General features: G+C 54.1%; 17 protein-coding genes and 3 tRNA genes. 14 read left to right on the top strand and 6 right to left on the bottom strand.

The window, feature by feature from the left end:
* Positions 1-8: 8 nt before the first annotated feature.
* Positions 9-1,442: a sodium:proton antiporter NhaD gene (nhaD, locus tag ACVBEJ_RS00930; protein ID WP_447127706.1), complete on the bottom strand. Its 1,434-nt coding sequence runs from the start codon at positions 1,440-1,442 to the stop codon at positions 9-11.
* A gap of 154 nt (positions 1,443-1,596) precedes the next feature.
* Between nhaD and nudC the strand changes: the two genes are divergently transcribed.
* The 3 genes from nudC (at position 1,597) to ACVBEJ_RS00915 (ending at position 4,525) form a co-directional block, all read left to right on the top strand.
* Positions 1,597-2,391: an NAD(+) diphosphatase gene (nudC, locus tag ACVBEJ_RS00925; protein ID WP_447127705.1), complete on the top strand. Its 795-nt coding sequence runs from the start codon at positions 1,597-1,599 to the stop codon at positions 2,389-2,391.
* Between the two features lie 45 nt (positions 2,392-2,436).
* Positions 2,437-3,489: a protease SohB gene (sohB, locus tag ACVBEJ_RS00920; protein WP_447127896.1), complete on the top strand. Its 1,053-nt coding sequence runs from the start codon at positions 2,437-2,439 to the stop codon at positions 3,487-3,489.
* Between the two features lie 157 nt (positions 3,490-3,646).
* Complete coding sequence (locus ACVBEJ_RS00915; protein ID WP_447127704.1) at positions 3,647-4,525, top strand: alpha/beta fold hydrolase; 879 nt, start codon at positions 3,647-3,649, stop codon at positions 4,523-4,525.
* A 3-nt stretch (positions 4,526-4,528) separates the two neighbouring features.
* Here the strand turns inward: ACVBEJ_RS00915 and ACVBEJ_RS00910 are convergent, their stop codons facing one another.
* Together ACVBEJ_RS00910 and ACVBEJ_RS00905 are read right to left on the bottom strand one after the other, a co-directional pair.
* The gene (locus ACVBEJ_RS00910; RefSeq protein WP_447127703.1) at positions 4,529-5,734 is read right to left on the bottom strand and encodes a glycerol-3-phosphate dehydrogenase/oxidase; all 1,206 of its coding nucleotides are present in this window, start codon (positions 5,732-5,734) and stop codon (positions 4,529-4,531) included.
* A complete protein-coding gene (locus ACVBEJ_RS00905) occupies positions 5,731-6,456 on the bottom strand; it encodes a glycerophosphodiester phosphodiesterase family protein (RefSeq protein ID WP_447127702.1) in 726 nt (241 codons plus the stop codon). The genes ACVBEJ_RS00910 and ACVBEJ_RS00905 overlap by 4 nt, the downstream gene beginning before the upstream one ends.
* Before the next feature lie 367 nt (positions 6,457-6,823).
* Here ACVBEJ_RS00905 and ACVBEJ_RS00900 point away from each other — a divergent pair.
* The 3 genes from ACVBEJ_RS00900 (at position 6,824) to ACVBEJ_RS00890 (ending at position 7,134) form a co-directional block, all read left to right on the top strand.
* Positions 6,824-6,900 (top strand) — tRNA-Pro (locus ACVBEJ_RS00900).
* A 39-nt stretch (positions 6,901-6,939) separates the two neighbouring features.
* A tRNA-Arg gene (locus ACVBEJ_RS00895) sits at positions 6,940-7,016 on the top strand.
* A 42-nt stretch (positions 7,017-7,058) separates the two neighbouring features.
* Positions 7,059-7,134 (top strand) — tRNA-His (locus ACVBEJ_RS00890).
* Positions 7,135-7,279: 145 nt separating this feature from the next.
* On the opposite strand, the gene fusA is transcribed toward ACVBEJ_RS00890, so the two are convergent.
* Positions 7,280-9,367, bottom strand: coding sequence for an elongation factor G (gene fusA / locus ACVBEJ_RS00885; RefSeq protein ID WP_447127701.1), 2,088 nt, complete (start codon positions 9,365-9,367; stop codon positions 7,280-7,282).
* Between the two features lie 211 nt (positions 9,368-9,578).
* On the opposite strand from fusA, the gene folD reads away from it, so the two are divergent.
* Positions 9,579-10,421: a bifunctional methylenetetrahydrofolate dehydrogenase/methenyltetrahydrofolate cyclohydrolase FolD gene (gene folD, locus ACVBEJ_RS00880; RefSeq protein WP_447127700.1), complete on the top strand. Its 843-nt coding sequence runs from the start codon at positions 9,579-9,581 to the stop codon at positions 10,419-10,421.
* Between the two features lie 391 nt (positions 10,422-10,812).
* On the opposite strand, the gene ACVBEJ_RS00875 is transcribed toward folD, so the two are convergent.
* The gene (locus ACVBEJ_RS00875) at positions 10,813-11,703 is read right to left on the bottom strand and encodes a peptidylprolyl isomerase (protein WP_447127699.1); all 891 of its coding nucleotides are present in this window, start codon (positions 11,701-11,703) and stop codon (positions 10,813-10,815) included.
* Positions 11,704-11,723: 20 nt separating this feature from the next.
* A complete protein-coding gene (trmA, locus tag ACVBEJ_RS00870; RefSeq protein WP_447127698.1) occupies positions 11,724-12,818 on the bottom strand; it encodes a tRNA (uridine(54)-C5)-methyltransferase TrmA in 1,095 nt (364 codons plus the stop codon).
* A gap of 67 nt (positions 12,819-12,885) precedes the next feature.
* Between trmA and ACVBEJ_RS00865 the strand changes: the two genes are divergently transcribed.
* From ACVBEJ_RS00865 to ACVBEJ_RS00835, 7 genes are all read left to right on the top strand, one after another.
* On the top strand, positions 12,886-13,293 hold the full coding sequence (locus ACVBEJ_RS00865) for a secondary thiamine-phosphate synthase enzyme YjbQ (RefSeq protein ID WP_447127697.1): 408 nt from the start codon (positions 12,886-12,888) through the stop codon (positions 13,291-13,293).
* 86 nt (positions 13,294-13,379) lie between these two features.
* Entirely contained in the window at positions 13,380-15,326 is a 1,947-nt protein-coding gene (locus tag ACVBEJ_RS00860; protein WP_447127696.1) for an SLC13 family permease, read from the top strand.
* A 723-nt stretch (positions 15,327-16,049) separates the two neighbouring features.
* Positions 16,050-17,513, top strand: a complete 1,464-nt coding sequence (locus tag ACVBEJ_RS00855; RefSeq protein ID WP_447127695.1) for an MATE family efflux transporter — start codon at positions 16,050-16,052, stop codon at positions 17,511-17,513.
* A gap of 162 nt (positions 17,514-17,675) precedes the next feature.
* Positions 17,676-18,224: a DUF2058 domain-containing protein gene (locus ACVBEJ_RS00850; RefSeq protein WP_447127694.1), complete on the top strand. Its 549-nt coding sequence runs from the start codon at positions 17,676-17,678 to the stop codon at positions 18,222-18,224.
* 127 nt (positions 18,225-18,351) lie between these two features.
* A complete protein-coding gene (locus tag ACVBEJ_RS00845; RefSeq protein ID WP_447127693.1) occupies positions 18,352-18,891 on the top strand; it encodes a SprT family zinc-dependent metalloprotease in 540 nt (179 codons plus the stop codon).
* Positions 18,892-19,257: 366 nt separating this feature from the next.
* Entirely contained in the window at positions 19,258-20,445 is a 1,188-nt protein-coding gene (locus ACVBEJ_RS00840) for an NAD(P)/FAD-dependent oxidoreductase (protein ID WP_447127692.1), read from the top strand.
* Positions 20,442-21,410: a DMT family transporter gene (locus tag ACVBEJ_RS00835; protein WP_447127691.1), complete on the top strand. Its 969-nt coding sequence runs from the start codon at positions 20,442-20,444 to the stop codon at positions 21,408-21,410. Before ACVBEJ_RS00840 ends, ACVBEJ_RS00835 begins: the two co-directional genes overlap by 4 nt.
* The last annotated feature ends 1 nt before the right edge of the window (position 21,411 follow it).

Raw genomic sequence — 21,411 nt, 5'->3', positions numbered from 1 at the left:
CTGTCGCCTTAAACCGGAACCCCTTGCAAACCACCGTTTACCAAAAAGTGCGCCCAGATACTGGCCGCGTAACCCAGGGCGATGGCCCAGCTCCATTTCAGATGGCTGAAAAAGGTGTACTGACCACGGGCCTGGCCCATCAGGGCAACACCGGCTGCGGAACCTACTGACAGCAGACTGCCGCCAACACCAGCAGTGAGTGTAACCAGCAGCCACTGGAACAAATCCATCTCCGGCATCATGGTCAGTACCGCAAACATCACTGGAATGTTGTCCACAATAGCAGAGGCGAAGCCGACAATAATGTTGGCGTTGGTGGCACCCAGGTCGTTGTAGAAGAACTCCGAAGCCAGTGCCAGGTAGCCAATATAGCCCAGGCCACCCACCGCCAGAATCACGCCGTAGAAGAAGAACAGGGTATCCCATTCTGAGCGGGCGACTTTGCTGAATACATCGAAGCCGTGCTCGCTGTCTTCGGACTGGCCGCCCTGGGCTCCCGGTGTATTGGTAATATCCACCGGCAGTTTTTCTTTTTTCTTGATGAAGAAGCCATACAGTTTCAGGTAACCCAAACCAAACATCATGCCGTATACCGGTGGCAGCTCCAGGTAGTTGTGAAAGCAAACCGCAGTGGCAATGGTGAAAATAAACAATACACAGATACCCATGCCGCCAAATTTGATGGCGGTGATGCCCTCCTGGGCAGAGCTTGGGCTGCCGTTGGGCAAGGCAAAATGCATGATCGCGGCAGGCACGGCAAAATTTACAATAGACGGGATCACCAGATAAAAGAACTGTCCGAAAGGCACCACGCCTTTCTGCCACACCATCAGCGTGGTGATGTCACCAAAGGGGCTGAAGGCACCACCGGCGTTGGCAGCCACCACAATATTGATACAGGCAATAGCAACAAATTTCGGTTGCCCCTGGCCCACCGCCAGTACCACCGCGCACATAATCAGGGCAGTGGTCAGGTTATCGGCGATAGGGGAAATACAGAACGCCAGTATACCGGTTAGCCAAAACAGCGCTTTGTAGGAAAAGCCTTTAACCACTAACCAGTCCCGCAGGGCGTCGAACACATTGCGCTCCAGCATGGCATTAATGTAGGTCATGGCCACCAACAGAAAGAAAAACAGCTCGGCGTATTCCAGAAAATTGTGGCGAATGGCAATGGACGCCAGGTGGTGATCGCCAATGCCGTAATAGCAGTAGGCAGCAATCAGAATCCATATAATGCCGGCCGCAACCAGCACGGGCTTCGACTTGCGCAGGTGTATCTGTTCCTCAAAAATGACAAAAGTATAGGCAATGGCAAAAATAACAATTGCCGTATAGCCTATCCAGTGATCGGTGAGACCCAATGCGGCGGGGGCTTCACCAGAGGCCATGGCCATACCGGGAAACAGCAGGGTAATGAGGGCAGTGAAAAGAATTTTCATTTGGTAGCCTGGACAGGTTGTATAGTGGAGGGGATTTTTGGCGCGCGAATTATACTGACAGCCAGGCATTGCAGCCAGCAGATTGTTAAAAATACTTTTAAAAAGCTGTTCAGTGAAGCAGCTCTCCACCTTTGATTAGGGGAAAAGCGAAATAATGACCACAACTAAGCCAGCTACTTGTTTTTTACTTGTCTGCGAAAAGCACATTATTGCGCCCGCCTGCAGCAGTGGCAGACCTTTATGGTCAACGGCAGATGCCCGGCCCTGGGTTTTACAACAGGAAAAGCAGATAACCGTTGGTGAATATCAGGGGCAGCATTGCCACGCCATTGAATTGAGTGAGCCGGTGGCTGAGAAAATGGTGGCGGCAGGTGCGGAGCTGTTGCCGTTGCGTTCATTGCTGGAGCAAGGGGAGGCGCTGTTTGCCTTGGCTGGCAGGGCGGTACAGTTGCTGGACAGTTATAAAGAACACCGTTACTGCGGGCGCTGTGGCAGCAAAACCCGCCAACTGGATGGCGAGCACGCCATGCACTGCGAGCGCTGTCAGCACTCCTGTTATCCGCGCCTGTCACCCTGCGCCATTATGTTGGTAACCCGTGGCGACCAGTGCCTGCTGGCCCGCCATGGGGGGCGCGGTGACTACTTTACCTGCCTGGCGGGGTACGTGGAGCCGGGGGAGCAGGTGGAACAGACCGTGTGCAGGGAGGTACAGGAAGAAGTGGGGGTATCGGTAAGCGGATTACGCTATTTTTCCAGTCAGTACTGGCCCTTTCCCGGTCAGTTGATGCTGGGATTTTACGCCGAATACGACCATGGCGACATCACTCCGGACGGCATAGAAATTGTCGAGGCAGATTGGTTTCACTACAGCGACCTGCCGCCACACCCCAATCAGCACACCTTGTCCGGGCAGTTGATTCGAGGCTTTGTCAGTCGTTGCAGTAAATAAGCTATACTGCGCCGCTTGTTTGTACAGAGCTGTTGGAGAACTGTGTTGGAATTTTTGATGGAATACGGCCTGTTTCTGGCCAAGGCAATCACCTTTGTGGTGGTGGTTGCCCTTATCGTCGGCATAATCAGCAATTTGGGGCAGCGCCACCGCAAAGGTGACAAAGGTCATATCGAAGTATTGCCGTTGAATGAATTTGCCGAGCAGATGCACCATGTGGTGAAAGACGCTGTGCTCGACCCGGAGCAACAAAAAGCCGAGCGCAAAAAGCAGAAGAAAGCCGACAAAGACAAACAGAAAAAGCAAAAACAGGCGCAAAAAGACGGCGAACCAGAAGCCCGCAAGCGGGTGTTTGTACTGGCTTTTGATGGTGATATTCAAGCATCGGCGGTTTCCCAGTTGCGCCAGAGTATTACCGCTGTACTGGCAGAAGCCACCGACAAAGACGAAGTGGTGTTGAAGCTGCAAAGTCCCGGCGGCGCGGTACACAGCTATGGTCTGGCGGCCAGCCAGCTGGATCGTATTCGCAAAAAGTCCATCCCCCTGACTATCTGCGTCGACGAAGTGGCCGCCAGTGGTGGTTACATGATGGCTTGCGTGGGCGACCGCATACTCAGTGCCCCCTTTGCCATGATCGGTTCCATCGGTGTTATCGGGCAGTTGCCCAACTTTAATAAACTTCTCAAAAAACACGATGTCGAATTTGAGCAGCACACCGCCGGTGACTTCAAGCGCACCCTTACCATGCTGGGCGAAAACACCGATGAAGACCGGCAAAAATTTCGTCAGGACCTGGAGGAGATTCACCAGCAGTTCAAGAGCTATGTGGCAGAGCGTCGCCCCGACCTGGATATAGAGCAGGTAGCCACCGGCGAAGTATGGCTGGGAAGCAAAGCTCAGGCGTTGGGACTGGTGGATGAAGTGGTGACCAGTGATGAATATCTCAGTGGCCAAATGGCGGATGCGGATTTGTACGAAGTGTCCTTTGTACAAAAGAAGAATATTCAGGAAAAGCTGGGTCTGGCGGCAGAACAGGGCGTAGAAAGGGGCTTGCTGCGGTGGTGGCAGAAGCTCAGCGGGAATCGTTTTTATTCCTGAGTGGGCATCACTGGTTTGAGATTGCTTCGCTGCGCTCGCAATGACGAGGGTAAAAATAACCTGTCATTGCGAGGAGCCACAGGCGACGCGGCAATCTTGACCGTTGTGGCAGAGGACTTCGCGCTCGATGGCGGGTTGTTGGAGGAATACATTTTCCATGAGCAGATACCTTTTACTGGCATTGACGTTGTTGGCTCTGGCCACACTGGTATCTGCCTGCTCGACCTTCAAGGTGTTTCGCGAACACCGCCAACAGTTCAACCAACATATCGCTGGCAACAGCGATATTCACTTTGACCGTATCGAAAGCCCCCAGGGAACTCTCCACTATGCCAGTGCTGGCGATTCACAGCTGCCGGCACTGGTGCTGATTCACGGCACACCGGGCAGCTGGTCAGATATGTCTGCCCTGATGATCGAGCCACAATTGCGCAGCCGCTTTCAGGTGATTTCCATTGACCGCCCGGGCTGGGGGCAATCTACGGCGAGTGATGGCCATTCGCCGTTGGCGTTTTCTTATCAGGCAAGCCAGATAGGATTATTGTTGCAACAGTTGCGGGAGCAAAACCCGGCGGGACCGATCATCGTTGTGGGCCATTCGCTGGGCGCCTCCCTCGCTCCCCGGGTTGCGGCGGACTTCCCCCAACTGGTCGACGGCCTGCTGTTGTTGTCGGGCACCTATAACCCGGAGCTGGGCAAACCCCGCACACATCACCGGGTAGCAAAATGGCGTTTGGTAAAACCTTTGATTGGCGAGCCACTGCGCAAGGCCAACCGGGAAATGCTGGTTTTGGAAAAACACCTGACGGAAATGAACGGGCGCTGGGAACAGCTGAACATTCCAACCACCATGATTCATGGCCACAAAGATTTTCTGGTGAGTAAAAAAAACATACCGTTTATTCGAAAAGTGCAGGCCCACAACCCCAACCTGACGGTAATAGAACTGAAAAAGTCCGGCCACTTTACCCACTTGCAACAACAGCCGTTAATTGTGGATAGTGCCGTCGAGTTACTTGCCAAAGTGCAGCAATAAGGCTCAGGAGTCTTTATCTTCTGGCTGTTCTCGCGGCAAAGGTAATTCAGACGTATCCGCCACCCGGTTTCGCAACCCCAGCATACGTTCCAAATGCGGAATCACTCGCTGGGCGGTGGCGCGATAGCCAGTGAGTTTGCCGCCATACAGGGCCAGGTAATTGCCCGCAGTCACCAATTGAACTTCCCGACTTCTTGAAAACGCCGCCCCCTGTGCTTTGGGCAACACCCGCAAGCCGGCAAACTGACCGCTGGGCTCCTGGGTGTTTTCGGGAAAGTAGTGGGCGATCACGGCTTTCAGGTAGTCGACTTCTTCTTGCAGCGGCTGGCATTCGTCCGGGTGACCACGAAACAGGGTTTCCGTAGTACCCACCAATGTTTGTCCCTGCCAGGGCAGAACAAATACTACCCGGCCATCCTGAGGGGCCTCCAGGTAATAGCAATGCTCTGTAAACGGCGTTGAATACAACAGGTGGGTGCCCTGTACCAGCTCCACATCCAGGGCAGGGGGCTTGGGTTGAATGGCGTTGGCCACCAGATTCACCCAGGGGCCGGCAGTGTTCACCAGGCAACGGCTTTTAAAACGCCGGTTGTTCCCTTCAACCTGCGCATCAATCAGGTAATTGCCGTCGTGCCACTGGGCTTTCTTCAGCCGTGTCTGGCACAACAGATTGGCACCCAACTGTTCGGCGGAGTGGGCAACCGCCCGGGTCAGTGCCTGGTCGTCGGTTTGTGCATCACTGTAGCGAAAAATATCGGTTAGCTCGTTTCGTTCAAGCTCATCAAAGCGGCTCAAGTTTTTTCCGGGAAAGTGCCGAAAGCGGTTGTCACTGCCGCCACCGGCCAGCAGATAATAAAGGAATAAACCCAGGCGTAACTGCCAGCTTTTGCGCTTGGATGTGCGGTACAGGGGGATATGAAAATGCTGCCGATGTACCAGCCCCGGGGCCAACTTCAGCAACAGCTCCCGTTCCTTGAGACTCTCCCATACCAGGCGAAGCTGGCCACTTTCCAGATAACGCAAGCCACCGTGAATCAATTTGCTGGATTTGCTGGAAGTGCCATTACCTATATCGCCCCGCTCCAGAAGCAGGACAGAATAGCCTGCAGCGGCAGCAGCCTGAGCTACACCCGCGCCCTGTATGCCGCCACCGATAATGGTGACATCGAATAGACTGTTTTGTGACAAAAGAGAGTCCAGTGGTTTCATGGGTTGTCGGTTAACAAGCCGCCAATATTAAAGGTTTCCACCATATCTGCCCCCCTGCGTAACCAGTCAATAGCCCTTTGGGGGTTGCCGATTTCGTACACCACCAGAGTGCTGCTCAATGACTCCAAATCGGCATCCGCAGGAATATGCCGCTGGTTGCAAAACACATGGCCTTGGGACAGTTGTTTCACCAGGGGATGTTGCAAGTCTTCCCAGCCTTCCAGCACCACGCCTGCCTGCCAGCCCCTTTGCTGCGCCGCCGCCGCAAATTCTTTATGGAAGCTGATCAACACCACTTGTGTCTGGGCCGGAGCGAGCAGAGCAGTCAATTTGTCGAGGGCCGCGTCAACCCCCACAAAGGCCAGACCGCTGCGCTTGGCCTCTACAAAAAAGCGCACATTGGAGTGTGCGAGCATGATTGGCAGCAGGGCAGACAGGGGGGCAATCCGTTCATTGTCGAACCGGGCTCCAAAGCGCTCCGATTCATTGGCGGGCAGTTGAACAAGCTGATCAAGGGTCAGGTGGTGCAGCTCTTTATCCACGCCGCTGACCCGCAGCAGATTGCTGTCGTGGTAGATCACTGCCTCGCCGTCTTTACTGAACAGCACATCCAGCTCAATATTCAAGGCTCCGGCAGCAATCGCCCCCTCGATTGAGGCCAGGGTGTTCTCCGGATAGTGGTGCTGAAAACCGCGGTGGGCAACCAGTCGTTGCGCGAGCATAAGTGTTCCTTTGATGTTAAACCGGCAACCTTACAGGTTGCGTTTAATAATGCGGCGCAAGGATGTGCCGCCGCTGGTGCAGTCAGCGCGAGCTCAATAAAATCAAGCACTTCCGCGCAAGTGCGTTACTTTCTTTTATGTGAAAGTTATTGAGCGCCAATACAAAAGGCAGGACGCCTTTTGTATTGCCGGATTAATAGCTTTTTACCGTAACAGTTATCATGTCACAAAGTGGTAAAGTCGCTGTTACATAGACACCTGTTTGGGCCAATAATTTGATTGACGGCAGATAGTTGCATCAGTATTATGCGCACCTTCCTGAAACGGCCCCGGATGTGCTTTACGTCAGCGGTTGTAAGGAGTTTGTCGGGGTATAGCGCAGTCTGGTAGCGCGCCTGCTTTGGGAGCAGGATGTCGGGAGTTCGAATCTCTCTACCCCGACCAATTCATTCCTTTGGGAGTGTCCGGCAGTAAATGTGTTGAGCGCCCGTAGCTCAGCTGGATAGAGCATCCGCCTTCTAAGCGGATGGTCGCAGGTTCGAATCCTGCCGGGCGTGCCATATTTGGTCAAAGTTGTCGGCGTAATGCTGCAAATCTCTACGGTGGCTGTAGCTCAGTTGGTAGAGTCCAGGATTGTGATTCCTGTTGTCGCGGGTTCGATCCCCGTCAGCCACCCCATATTTTCCTATAAAATAATTGCCAAAGGTGTGTTGATTGGTGCTGTTATCGGTACGATCATTTCCTTGTTCATCTAACTTATCTAAAAACAAAAACCCCGGCAGCTTGCACTGCCGGGGTTTTGCGTTTCAGGATTTAAGAAGATTTACTTCTTGGCTTCCTGACGCTCTTTCTCTTTGGCGATTACTTCTTCAGCTACGTTCTGCGGGCAGGGCAGGTAGTGGCTGAATTCCATGGAGAACTGGCCGCGGCCAGAGGTCATGGTGCGCAGGTGGCCAATGTAGCCGAACATTTCTGCCAGCGGTACGTCGGCTTTGATGCGAACGCCAGTGGTGCCGGGCTCCTGGTCTTTGATCATGCCGCGACGACGGTTCAGGTCGCCGATAACATCACCTACGTGATCTTCCGGGGTGAACACGTCCACCTTCATGATCGGCTCGATCAGTTGCGGGCCGGCTTTGGGCATGGACTGACGGAACGCGCCTTTGGCGGCGATTTCGAAGGCCACTGCTGAGGAGTCAACGGCGTGGAAGCCACCGTCGAACAGCTCGATTTCAACGTCCAGCACCGGGAAGCTGGCCAGCGGGCCGGTTTCCATCATGCCTTTAAAGCCCTTCTCGATAGCCGGGAAGAATTCCTTAGGTACGTTACCGCCCACAACCGTGGATTCGAACTGGAAGCCGGAGCCGGGCTCGCCGGGCTTGATGCGGTAGTCGATTTTACCGAACTGACCGGAACCACCAGACTGCTTCTTGTGGGTGTAGCTGTCTTCGATCAGCTGGGTAATGGTTTCGCGGTAGGCAACCTGTGGTTGGCCCACTTCCAGCTCCACACCGTAGGTGCGCTTGAGGATATCCACTTTAATATCCAGGTGCAGCTCGCCCATACCTTTGAGGATGGTTTCGCCGGAATCTTCGTCGGTTTCCACCTGGAAGGAGGGGTCTTCGGCCACCATTTTACCGATGGCAACGCCCATTTTTTCGGTGGAGCTCTTGTCTTTCGGAGATACCGCAATGGAGATTACCGGGTCCGGGAAGACCATGGGCTCCAGAGTACAAGGGGCTTTCGGGTCACACAGGGTGTGGCCGGTTTGCACGTTCTTCATACCGACAACAGCGATAATGTCACCGGCCTGGGCGCTACTCAGTTCGGTGCGGTCGTCGGCGTGCATTTCCACCATGCGGCCGATGCGCTCGGTTTTACCGGTGTAACTGTTCAGCACCGTGTCGCCCTTGTTCATCACGCCGGAGTAAATGCGAATAAAGGTCAGGGCGCCAAAACGGTCGTCCATGATCTTGAACGCCAGGGCGCGCAGGGGTTCTTCTTTGGATACGGTAGCCACTTCGCCAGTGGGCTCGCCTTCTTCGTCGGTGAGCGGCTGGGCGTCTACTTCGGTGGGGCTTGGCAGGTAGTCAACCACTGCGTCCAGCACCAGCTGAATGCCTTTGTTCTTGAACGCAGAACCACAGTAGGTGGGGAAGAACGCCAGGGTGCGGGTGCCTTCGCGGATGCAGCGCTTGATGTCGTCGATGGAGGGCTCTTCACCTTCCATGTAGGCCATCATCAGGTCGTCGTCCATTTCTACGGCAGTTTCGATCAGTTGCTCGCGGTACATGGCGGCGTCGTCCACCATTTCGGCGGGGATGTCAGTGACTTCGTAGTTTTCCGGCTGCCCGGAATCGTCCCAGATGTAGGCTTTCTGGCTCAGTACGTCAACAACGCCTTTGAAGTCGTCTTCGATGCCGATTGGCAGGGTCATCACCAGCGGGTTGGCGCCCAACACTTTCTTCACCTGTTCAACAACGCGGTAGAAGTCGGCGCCCATGCGGTCCAGCTTGTTGACAAAGATGATACGAGCCACTTCGGATTCGTTGGCGTAGCGCCAGTTGGTTTCGGACTGGGGCTCAACACCGCCAGAGCCACAGAATACGCCAACGCCGCCATCGAGCACTTTCAGGGAACGGTACACTTCAACGGTGAAGTCAACGTGCCCCGGGGTGTCGATGATGTTCATGCGGTGGTCGTTCCAGAAACAGGTGGTGGCCGCAGACTGAATGGTGATGCCACGTTCGGCTTCCTGTTCCATAAAGTCCGTGGTGGCGGCACCGTCGTGCACTTCACCGGTTTTGTGAATTTTACCGGTGAGCTTGAGGATACGCTCGGTGGTGGTGGTTTTACCGGCGTCTACGTGGGCGAAGATGCCGATGTTGCGATACAGGGATAAGTCAGACATTTCTATTCTCGAATGTGCTGTTAGTGAAACTGGGTTGACGGCTGCCCCGATAAAAACACAGGAGCCCCCGGCCAAAATAGCGCGCAATTATACAGGAAGTTGGCGGCCAGAACAGGCCCTCAAGAGGAGAAAATCGTCCCTTCACAGGGGGCGGTTGCCGTGAGAAAATTACGCCCCTTGCCATGCCCACAACTCCACAGCGGAACCTCACATGACTGCACTTGTTCTCGACGGCAAAGCCGTTGCCAAACAAACCGAAACAGAACTCAGCGAGCGCGTTGCCGCCCTGAAAGCCAAGGGCGGGGATACCCCCATTCTGGCCACCATTTTGGTGGGCGCAGATCCGGCCTCGGCCACTTACGTGCGCATGAAACAAAATGCCTGCAAGCGGGTGGGCATGGAATCCATTGCCGTGGAAATGCCGGAGCAAACTACCACCGAGCAACTAATGGCAAAAATCCACGAGTTGAATAACAACCCCAATTGCCATGGCATTTTGTTGCAACACCCGGTGCCAGCGCAGATTGACGAGCGCGCCTGCTTCGACGCCATTGCCCTCAATAAAGACGTAGACGGTGTGACCTGCCTGGGCTTTGGCCGTATGGCCATGGGCGAGGCAGCCTACGGTTCTGCCACTCCACAGGGCATTATGCGCCTGCTGGCAGCCTACGATATCGACCTTAATGGCAAGCACGCCGTGGTAGTGGGCCGCAGCCCGATTCTGGGCAAACCCATGGCGGCCATGCTGCTGAACGCCAACGCCACCGTCACCATTTGCCACTCCCGTACCCAAAATCTGGCAGAGCACGTCAAGCAGGCGGATATTGTGGTGGGCGCTGTGGGTGTGCCGGAACTGATTAAAGCCGAATGGGTTAAAGACGGTGCCGTGGTGGTGGATGCGGGTTATCACCCCCCCGGTGTGGGCGATATTGAATTGGGCCCGCTGGTAGATCGCGTGGCGGCCTATACCCCGGTTCCCGGTGGCGTTGGGCCAATGACCATTAACACCCTGATACTGCAGTCGGTGGATGCGGGGGAAAGAAAGCTCAAATAAGAGCTTACAGGGTGATTTTATTAGGCGTGCTAGGGGGCGTTCTCAATTAGTGAGTTATTGCTGTTGTGCCTGAAATGGCGCCAGACAAGGCATGAGGAGAGTGGTTTGGTATTTTCTTTTAAACGAAAAGCAAATAAGCGACGAATAACACAGTATGGCGCCATTTCAGGCGCAACCCGAAGGGCTGGGCCCATTTTGTCCCTCAGCGGTGTTGCCGTTCGCTCATGTAGAGCGACTACGCAGCACTCACGGCGCCTAGCTGAGAGCCAAAATGGGCTCCAGCAGCAACAGCTCACTAATTGAGAACGCCCCCTAACCTGTAGCGGGCTTTGCCCGCGACCTGTAGGTGGCGTAGCCACCGTCCTGTAAACTGTAGGCCGAAGGCCGTCCTTTATTGAATTTCCACCGGCGGAATAATATTGCCAATGCCAATACGCCCTGTCGGATCGTGGAAGAATTCATGACTGCGGTAGCGGCGGGATTGTACCCAGCGTTGGAAGGCTTCGGTATCGGTACGCATCACCTTTAACCGAGTTCGCTCAGCTTCTTTTATCTCACTGCCCAGACGCACACTGATAATTGGTTCTTGTTCTTCAGCGGTTTCATAAAACCCCAGATTACCCGTACCGCGTGGCAGGCTGGATAGGTGTTCCATACCCCAAATAACGCGTCCTACCAAGGTCAGGTTTTTGTCCAGGTGCCTCGGTGCGTGGCCGGTAACCGCATACAGGGATGAGCCGTCTCCGCTGTCGAGATCGGTATTCCTGCTAACACCCACAATGCCATAGCAGTGCAGCATCCAGTAGCGCTTGTCGTCGTAGCCAACGGGGAATCCGTGGCTGAAGCCCACGTAGTCGGCGTAGGCATCCCGGCTTTCAATGGGGGCAATTTCGTTACCTTTCAGGGGCTTGAATATCTCGGCCTTCAGCGACGTTTTTGCGGAACCAAGGTTTTTGATTGCGTTGGGGTTTTCAGAGTCCGGGTTGCCCCACTGGGCTACATAGTTGTCCTGAGAGCGGGTAACGGTCAAACCGTCGAAGTAACGTTCCTTGACCATCGTGCGAATGTTGGCGATGTGTTTGGGGGCAAAAGCGGGAGCCAGTTCAATAATAATTTCACCGCTGCGGGTTTGCATATACAGCAGGTTGGCCGGGTCTGGCTGCCGCCAGTCTGACGGTGCCAGTGATGCCATCACGTCAGCGGTGGTGGGGCTCTTGTCAGCGTCAGCGGAGGCAAGCAGGTTGACGGCAACTGCCATTATTCCCGCAAGCAATTTTGTCATTATTTTCACCGATACCTCCGTTAATTTTTGATGAGCAGAGCGCCGCACTCCAGATGGTGGGTGTAAGGAAATTGATCGAAAGCGGCGAATTTTTCAATGCGGTGGGTTTCGCTCAACGTTTCCAGGTTGCTTTTCAGGGTTTCCGGGTTGCAGGAAATATACAGAATCTGCTCAAAGCGTTTGACCAGATTCAAAGTGCCATCATCCAGCCCGGCCCGTGGTGGGTCTACAAGCACCGTGGAAAAATTATAACTGTCCAGGTCGATGTCTTTAAGGCGGCGGAAGGGCCGCACTTTGTTGAGGGCATCGGTAAAATCCTCGCTGGACATGCGCACAATATCGATATTGCCAATGCCATTTTGTTCCATGCTCCAGTGGGATGAATTTACCGAAACTTTTGAAATTTCTGTGGCCAGAACCCGATCAAAATTCTGCGCCAGGGGAATGGTGAAGTTGCCATTGCCACAGTACAGCTCAAGAAGGTCGCCGCCATTACTTGCAGATTGATGGCTTTTGGTGCTTTCTAGTGCCCAGGCCAGCATTTTTTCATTGATTCCGGCATTGGGTTGGGTAAAACCGGTTTCCACCTGTTTGTATTTGTATGTGCTGCCGAACACGTTCAGTTCTTCAATCACGTAGTCCCGTTCCAGCACTACTTTCTGCTTTTTGCTGCGGCCAATAACCGGCGCGCCCAACTGCTCACTGAGAGCCCGGGCCTGGGTTTGCCAATCTTCACTTAATGGTTTGTGGTAAATCAGCGTTACCAGAGCATCCCCTGTTGTAGTGGTTAAAAATTCCACCACGTACAGTTTGCGGCGCAACAGTTCATTGCCGTGAATGCCATCCAGGACCTTGGGCATCAGTTGGTTGATTTTTTCTGAGCCGATGGGAAAACCGCTGATGGGAACAGGGCGGCTGCCACCGGGTTTGTGCATGGCGTAAAACGATTGCTCGCCTTCGTGCCAGATACGAAACTCTGCGCGCATGCGAAAATGGCTGGGTTCTGACGGGTATACCGCCACATCCGGCAGCGTTAAACTGGCGAAGTCCTGTTTCAGCTTGGCAATTTTCTCATCCAGTTGCTGCTGGTATTGGCTGGTGTCCAGTTTGTCCAAGGTCTTGTCCACTTTGGTTGGGGTGCGGCATTATACGGTACAGTTTCAGGAAAGATGAGGGGGCAAGGTGATTGAGTCTGTTTCAGTGGCGGCATCCGGCCAGGGGCTGCACGATATAACTTCTGAAATACAGCATGCAGTCGCTTGCGCCGGCTGTGCAGAGGGGCTTTGTACCCTGTATATCCAGCACACTTCTGCGAGTTTGTTGATCCAGGAAAATTACGATTCATCCGCCAGAGTGGATTTGGAAAACTGGCTCAACCGCCTGGTGCCGGAGAACGATCCACTTTATACGCACAGGGCAGAAGGCCCTGACGATATGCCCGCTCATATCAAGGCTGCATTAACGGCCACCAGTCTGTCGATACCCGTTATCGATGGGCAATTGGCGCTGGGCACCTGGCAGGGCATCTTTTTGTGGGAGCATCGTCACCAGGGGGGCAATCGCCAAGTGTTGTTACACATTGGTCTTTAACTACCCCGAAGGCGCTGTCGACAATTGCGCTTTACCCTGTAATTATGTGGGGTTACAGGGGGCACGAAAAATAATCGGGAGACAGTGTGGAAAAGAATAAACGCGCAATCACCCTCAGCGTTGCCGCTCTGCTGTTTCTATTGCTGGGGTTATATCTCGCCCGCGTTGCCCCCACCATTCAGATCGCCTGGGTGCTGGGCATTTTACTGCTCACCGTTTACCTGTTTACCTTTGAAGTAATTCCCATAGATATTGCCGCCATTACGGTGATGGTGTTTTTGGGGCTTACTACGTTGATCGCACCGGTGATGGGGTTGTCTGCCGGGCTTACCGATATCAACAATTTGTTTGTCGGGTTTTCCAGTAACGCCGTGATGTCCATTATTGCGGTGATGATTATTGGCGCCGGCCTGGATAAAACCGGTGTGATGAACAGTGTTGCCAAGCACATGCTCAAACTTGGCGGCAGCACTGAAAAACGCATTATTCCGATGATCTCCGGTGCCGTTGGGGTGATTTCCGGGTTTATGCAAAACGTGGGGGCAGCGGCGTTGTTTCTGCCGGCGGTGGGGCGTATTTCCTCCCGCTCCTCCATACCCATTTCACGTTTGCTGATGCCCATGGGCTTTTGCGCCATTCTCGGTGGCACCCTGACCCTGGTGGGTTCCAGTCCGCTGATTCTGCTCAATGACCTGATTGATAATTCAAACCGGCAGCTGGCAGCCGAGCAGCAAATGGAAAACTTCGAGCTGTTTTCCGTTATGCCCATTGGTCTCGCCATGATCGCCGTGGGCATTGCCTATTTTGTGTTTTTTGGCCGTTATGTGCTGCCCGCTGGCAAGGAGTCGAGCCGCAAAGCCACTCGCTCTGCCAGTTATTTCCGGGAAACCTACGATCTGGATTACAGCATCCGGGAAATGCGCGTTCCCCCCGGTAGCCCGTTGATCGGGCAGACTCTGGACGACTTTGAAACCCGCTACAGTGTCAGAACCATTGCGGTGACCTCTGGCAAGCGCCTGAGAATGGGGCAGGGTGGCCTGTTGCTGGATATGAAAATTGAAGAAGGTGACGTGGTGGCCTGGATTGGCGATGCCAAAGCCTTGTTCAATTTTGCCCAGGAAATGAACCTGGTAATGCGGCCCCGCCTGATGTCTTTTGCAGAGGCCCTGTCCCCCGGCCAGGCAGGTCTGGCAGAAGTGGTTGTGCCGCCTACGTCACCCATGGTTGGCCAGTCCGCCCGAGACTTGGGCATGCGCAGCGAACACGGGGTATCCACATTGGCCATTGTGCGCAGTGACGGCACTCTGCGCGAGGGTCAGGATGTACGCAATAATCCCTTCGAGCCCGGCGACACTCTGGTGGTGTATACCGACTGGCAAAGCCTGCAGCGTATAGATGTCGATAAAAATCATATGGTGGTCACCAGTTACTATCCCCGTGAGGATGTGCGCAGCGATAAAGCCACACACGCACTGATATTCCTGGCCATTGCTCTGTCACTGGTGCTGTTTACGGATTTGCGGCTGTCGGTAGCATTGCTGGTGGGGGCCTTGGGCATGATTCTCAGTGGTGTACTCAGCGCGGAGGAGGCCTATCAGTCGGTTAGCTGGAAAACGGTGTTTTTGCTGGCCAGCCTGATACCTTTGGGCGCAGCGGTGGAAACCACCGGCACCGCCGCCTGGATTGCCGACGAGTTACTGGGGTTTATCGGCGAAACCTCTCCCTGGGTGTTACAGCTGACCATCGCTATTTTGGCCACTCTGTTTACCCTGGTAATGTCCAACGTGGGGGCCACGGTATTGTTGGTGCCCCTGGCCATCAATATTGCCCTGACTGCCGGAGCCAACCCCGCAGTGTTTGCACTGACCGTTGCCCTGGCAACCTCCAATTCCTTTCTGATACCCACTCACCAGGTGAATGCTTTGATTATGGGGCCGGGTGGCTACAAAGTGGCTGACTTTGTACGCGCCGGCGGCATTATGACGGTACTGTTTTTGGTGGTGCTGATGGTGATGTTGAATGTGTTGTATTAGCTGTTTGGGTGGCGATCGATAGCCGGTGATGCTTTTCCAGACACGCTGTAGATACGTCCATGTAAGCTCGGATGCGACATCCTTGTCGCATACGGTCTGGAAAAGCATCACCGGCTATCGATCTTCATATCTGCCTGTATACCCCCACCGAAATTGGGTAATGGGTAATTCTTGCATGAACGCCTGAACAGGTGGTTGTAGGGTGGATTAGCCGCAGAGCGGCGTAATCCACCAGGCGGCGGGCGAAATTTGTCGCTCAAGCACAAAGCTCTCAATCATAAAAGGTGGTCATTGCTCTGGCAGCCACACCATAAGGGGTAGCGGTTTCCAGACCCGCAGCGAGTACATCCATGTATGCTCTTTGGCCGCATCCCTGCGGCCAACGGTCTGGAAACCGCTACCCCTTATGGTGTTTCAAGTGAGGTGGTACTTCTCAGAAAACACAACGAAGTTATTAACCCGGCTGGCTGCGCCAGCGACGGCACACCCCTGAAAGGCACTCTATAAGATTGCCGGTTTAATAAATGGTTGATATGAAGGTCAGGGGTTGATGGTGCTTTTCCAGACCGTATGCGACAAGGATGTCGCATCCGAGCCTACATGGATGTATTGACGGCGTGTCTGGGAAAGCACCATCAATCTCTGGCCGCCACCACAGGCAAACAAACACAGCTGTAAAGTTTAGTTAACCCACTCTGTTACCCAATAAACTGGAGTATGCTGTTGCGCTTTCGCAACACCCATGTCGCCATGTCCAAAACCGCTGTATTCACCCAAGGCTCTACTCTCCGGCACATTCTGGTAATGACCGGAGCCAGTACCGTTGGCCTGCTGACTTTGTTCCTGGTGGACCTGGTGGATATGTACTTCCTCAGCCTGCTGGGGCAGGAAGAACTGGCGGCGGCCATTGGCTTTTCGGGTACGGTGCTGTTTTTTCTCACCTCGGTGGGTATAGGCCTGCAGATCGCCATGGGTGCCTTGGTGTCCCGTGCCGAGGGCAATCACGACCGCAGTCTGGCCAATCGCTACTGCTCCAGCGTTTTGCTGTTCAGCTTTCTGTTGGCCAGCCTGGTTACTTTGCCAGCCTGGTATTGGTTGGAGGAATTGCTGGTATTTCTGGGTGCCAGCGGTCTGACCCTGCAATTGGCCATGGACTACAGCAATATCCTGCTGCCGAGCACGCCCATACTGGCCTGCGGAATGTGTTTTGCCGCGGCACTGCGGGCAGTAGGGGATGCGCGCCGGTCCATGTATACCACCATGGGGGCGGCTGTCGTCAACGCAGTGCTGGACCCCATTTTTATTTTTGCGCTGGGTATGGAAATAGAAGGGGCTGCCGTGGCTTCGGTGATTTCCCGGGTGGCATTGGTGGTGATTGGCTACTGGGCGGTTACCCGCAAACATCAGTTGGATTGCCAACCCAGCTGGAGTGCCATGAAAGGTGATTTAGGCATAATTATGCCCATCGCCGGCCCCGCCATGCTGACCAACCTGGCCACCCCCATTGGCAGCAGCTATGTGCTTAAAACCATGGCCAGTTTCGGCGACAGCGCCGTGGCCGGTGCCGCCATTCTGGGGCGCATCACTCCGGTGGCTTTTGCACTGGTGTTTGCGCTTTCCGGGGCTGTCGGCCCCATTATTGGCCAGAATGCCGGTGCCGCCAATTACCAACGGGTGCGACGCACACTGTTAAATGCCATGGCGGTGAATGTGGGTTATATCCTGCTGGTGTGGCTGGCGCTGTTTTTACTCAGCGACACCATTGTGGCCATGTTTGGCGCCCAGGGTGATGCAGCTTACCTGATTCATTTTTACAACACCTGGCTGGTGATCGGGTTTGCCTTTAACGGGGTGTTGTTTATTGCCAACGCCGCGTCCAATAATCTGCATCGCGCTGCCCAGGCGAGTGCCTTTAATTTTGCCCGCGCACTACTGGGTACCGTGCCTTTGGTGTATCTGGGTTCCCAGTGGTTTGGTGCGGTGGGGGTTATTGCCGGCGAAATGGCCGGCGGCCTGATATGGGGTTCGGTGGCATTTGCCATTGTGCTGTGGCAGGTTAATCGAATGGAGCGCGAACATCGGGGGGCAATCACTCAGGAATTGGTGGATAATAGCTGCCCGGCGCCGTTTAGCTCTCCGCGCACTCAACAGGCTATGGGGGCGGGCGTCGATACCGATACTCACTGATGGCACTTCTAAAAATGCACTATTTCCGCGATAGCGGCGTTGGCGCCGTACTCGACTCCTCATGTATGTTTTATACACTGCGGGTCTCCGTGCGTCGCCGCCTTGCTCTCACGAAAATATCACTATTTTTACAAGTGCCATAATTTTATAACAGGAACAACCGTGGCAAATTCACTTCAGGATCAGCTACTGAAAGCCGGTTTGGTAGACAATAAAAAAGCCAAACAGGTGCAACGCCAGAAAAAGAAACAAACCAAGCAGCAGCACAAAAGCGGCGTGCAGTTGGTTGACGAAACCAAATTGGCAGCGCAGCAGGCACAGCAAGAAAAAGCCGAAAAAGATCGCGAGCTGAACCGTCAACGTTTGGCCGAAGCGGAACAAAAAGCCATAGCCGCGCAAATCAAACAGCTGATTGAAAGTAATCGCCAGCCCAAAAACGGCGATATTGGTTACAGTTTTACCCACGAAGACAAAATCAAAAAACTCTACGTGGATGCCCGCCAGCAAAAACAACTGGAGCGGGGCATTCTTGCGGTGGTCATGCTGGGTGAACAGTTTGAACTGGTGGCTGCACCGGTAGCGGAAAAAATTGCCCAGCGGGATGCCGCTGTGGTGGCGCTGCTGAACAACCCCAAAGAATCGCAGCCAGAGTCGGACTCCGACGATGAATACTACGCCCAGTTTGAAATTCCCGATGACCTGATGTGGTAATTTTTTACTGCGTCATCAGTTGGTAAAGGACTTGAAAAATGTCATTGTGAGCGAAGCGCAGTGTTTAGAGTTCGCCGGACACTAATATCGCTACCCTCAGAATGACAGACTAATAACGGATACCTTGATGGGTGACCTCTCTCTACCTGTTTCTCCAATCAATGCCACACGACAGCGCCAGGTTATCACCGAAACCCGACGCTACATCCAGCTCGCCAATACCGAATTGACATGCCGGATTGAGGAAATCCCCGTGTTGTTCGACTTAAAAGGAAAGACGGCGGGAATGTACCGCATGGTGGGCCGTGGCAAACATGTAGATCGGGTGATTCGTTATAACCCCTGGCTGTTTGCCAAATATTGGCACGACAACTTCACCACCACCATTCCCCATGAAGTGGCACACTATGTGGCAGAGCAACTGTTTGGCAGGGTGCAGCCCCACGGTATCGAATGGAAGAACCTGATGGATTTGTTTGGCGCCGACGGCGCCCGAACCTGCGATTTTGATATGGCGGGCATTCCAGGTCGCAGGGTTAACACTGTGAGCTATCGCTGTCAGTGCCGGGAGCATCAGCTGTCCATGGTTCGACATAACCGGATTGCTCATAAAGGCGCGCGATACCTGTGTCGGTTTTGTAATGCTCCTTTGGTGCAGTATACGTAGGGCGGATTAGGGGGTGTTAACAATTAATGAGTCACTACTGTTGTCCCTGAAAAGGCGTCAGTCAAGGCATGAGGAGTGCGGTTTGGTCGCTCCCCTCTCTATAGTGGGGAGTAGCGACGAATAACGCAGGATGACGCCTTTTCAGGGACAACCCGAAGGGCTGGGCTCACTTACTTTTAAACGAAAGTCGCCCCAGCTGCGTTATCGGTCGCTTATGTAGAGTGACTACACGGCACTCCCTCTGCCTTGCTGGAGCAAAAAATGAACTCCAGCAGTAGCGGCTCATTAATTGTTAACACCCCCTAGCGCAGCGTAATCCGCCATTAAGTAGTGGACACCCTACGGAAACCATGCAGGCCATTTGATTTGAATAAATATGATGTCGTAATTATTGGCGCCGGCGCCGCCGGGTTGATGTGTGCGATGACTGCCGGGCAGCGTGGCCGTTCGGTGCTGGTGGTGGAGCGCGCCAACAAAGTGGGCAAAAAAATTCTGATGTCCGGCGGTGGGCGCTGCAACTTTACCAACCTGTATGTGCAGCCAGAAAATTACCTGTCCGCCAATCCGCATTTTTGCAAATCTGCACTCAGCCGCTATACCCAGTGGGATTTTATCGATTTGGTAAATAAGCACCATATCGCCCACCATGAAAAAACACTGGGTCAGTTGTTTTGTGATGGTTCGTCAAAACAAATTGTGCAACTGCTCTTGGATGAGTGCGGCCGGGCGGGTGTGACGGTGTTGACAGATTGTGACCTGCGGGCGGTGAGCACTGACGACAACGGCTTTGTGGTTCAAACCAGCCGGGGAGTATTTTCTGCCAGTTCCGTGGTTGTGGCCTCCGGTGGTTTATCCATTCCGACTCTGGGGGGCTCTGGTGTGGGTTACGACATTGCCCGCCAGTTTGGTCATCAGGTATTGCCCCTGCAGGCCGGGTTGGTGCCCTTTACCGTAACCGACAGTTTGAAGGAGTTGTGCGGCGCATTGTCCGGTGTGTCTGTCGATGCCACTGTCAGCTGCAGTGGGGAATATTTTCGCGAGAACATTCTGTTTACCCATCGGGGGCTTAGCGGCCCGGCGATTCTGCAAATATCGAGCTACTGGCAACCGGGCACTGCCCTTGTTATCAACCTGCTGCCGGATTGCGATGCCGGTGAATGGCTGCGGGATGAAAAACAAACACAACCCAAAACCCTGTTGCGCACTGTGTTGGCCAACCGTTTGCCGCGCAAACTGGTGCAGCAACTTGAGCGCTTGTGGTGGCAGGCGCAGGCGCAGTTGCCGTTGGCGGAAATAGCCGACTCGGTGTTGCAGGAACTGGGCACGCAGTTCAATAACTGGCTGCTGAAACCGGCGGGTACAGAAGGCTATCGCACCGCAGAGGTGACTCTGGGTGGTGTCAGTACCGATGGTCTGTCTTCCAAAACCATGGAAAGCCAGCATCAAACGGGGCTCTATTTTATCGGTGAAGTGGTGGATGTTACCGGGCACCTTGGCGGTTTTAATTTTCAGTGGGCCTGGGCCTCCGGCTACGTGGCGGGGCAGGTAGTGTGAATATTCAATCTCCGGCTAAGGCCGTTTGGCTATTGATATTTGTCTGCATGATCTGGGGTCTGATGTTTGTACTGGTGGACCAGACCATCGAACATTTGCCGGTACACAGTTTTCACGCCTTCCGTTTTGGCATCGCAGCCCTTTGTTTATTGCCGCTGTGGAAATTCGACTCGGAAGCTCAAGGAGTTCGTTTATCGAAATCGCTGTTATTGTCCGGGTTGGGTTTGGGCTTGATCATGTTCACCTGTTTTGCCAGCCAAACCCTGGGCATGCAGCACACCACAGTATCCAACACCGGTTTCATTACCGGGTTGTGTGTGCCCCTGGTGCCCATTGTTGGCTTGCTGTTGTATCGGGCAGAAGTAAAAGCGGCTGCCTGGCTGGGTGTGCTCTGTACTACGGTGGGTATTTATTTTCTGACCGTTGGCGACAGCCTGACATTCAATCGTGGTGACACTCTGGTACTGATTGCCGCGGTTTTCTTTGCGTTGCATATTGTGGTGACCGGTCGAGTAGCGCCGAATTTGCCATTAATTCCCCTGTGTACCATACAGATGGCGGCGGTCAGCCTGTACAGCGCAATCGCCGCAGTGGTCAGCGAGCCCATTGGGGAAAATACCCTGGCTGCTTTCCAGTATCCCATTGTCTGGATCACCATTATTACCTCCGGCGTATTGGCCACTGCGTTGGCGTTTTGGGCGCAAACCGCATCCCAGCGCTTGCTGGAACCCTACAAAGTGGGGCTGATATTTGCCACCGAGCCGCTGTTTACCCACATTGCTGCTGCTCTGATATTGGGGGAGCGCCTGGGCGCGGCAGGTTGGCTGGGAGCTGGGCTGATTGTTGGCGGCATGTTAGTGGCGGAACTGGCCGACCGCCGCTACCCACCGAAAATGGCAGCGGCAGACATGAGTGCCGCACCGGATATCCGCTGCCAGACAGACAGTAAAAATAGCCGGGTTTGAA

This window comes from Porticoccus sp. GXU_MW_L64, assembly GCF_052983295.1.
The sequence above is the reverse complement of the archived record's forward strand: the minus strand, read 5'-3'. Positions and strand labels throughout refer to the sequence as shown.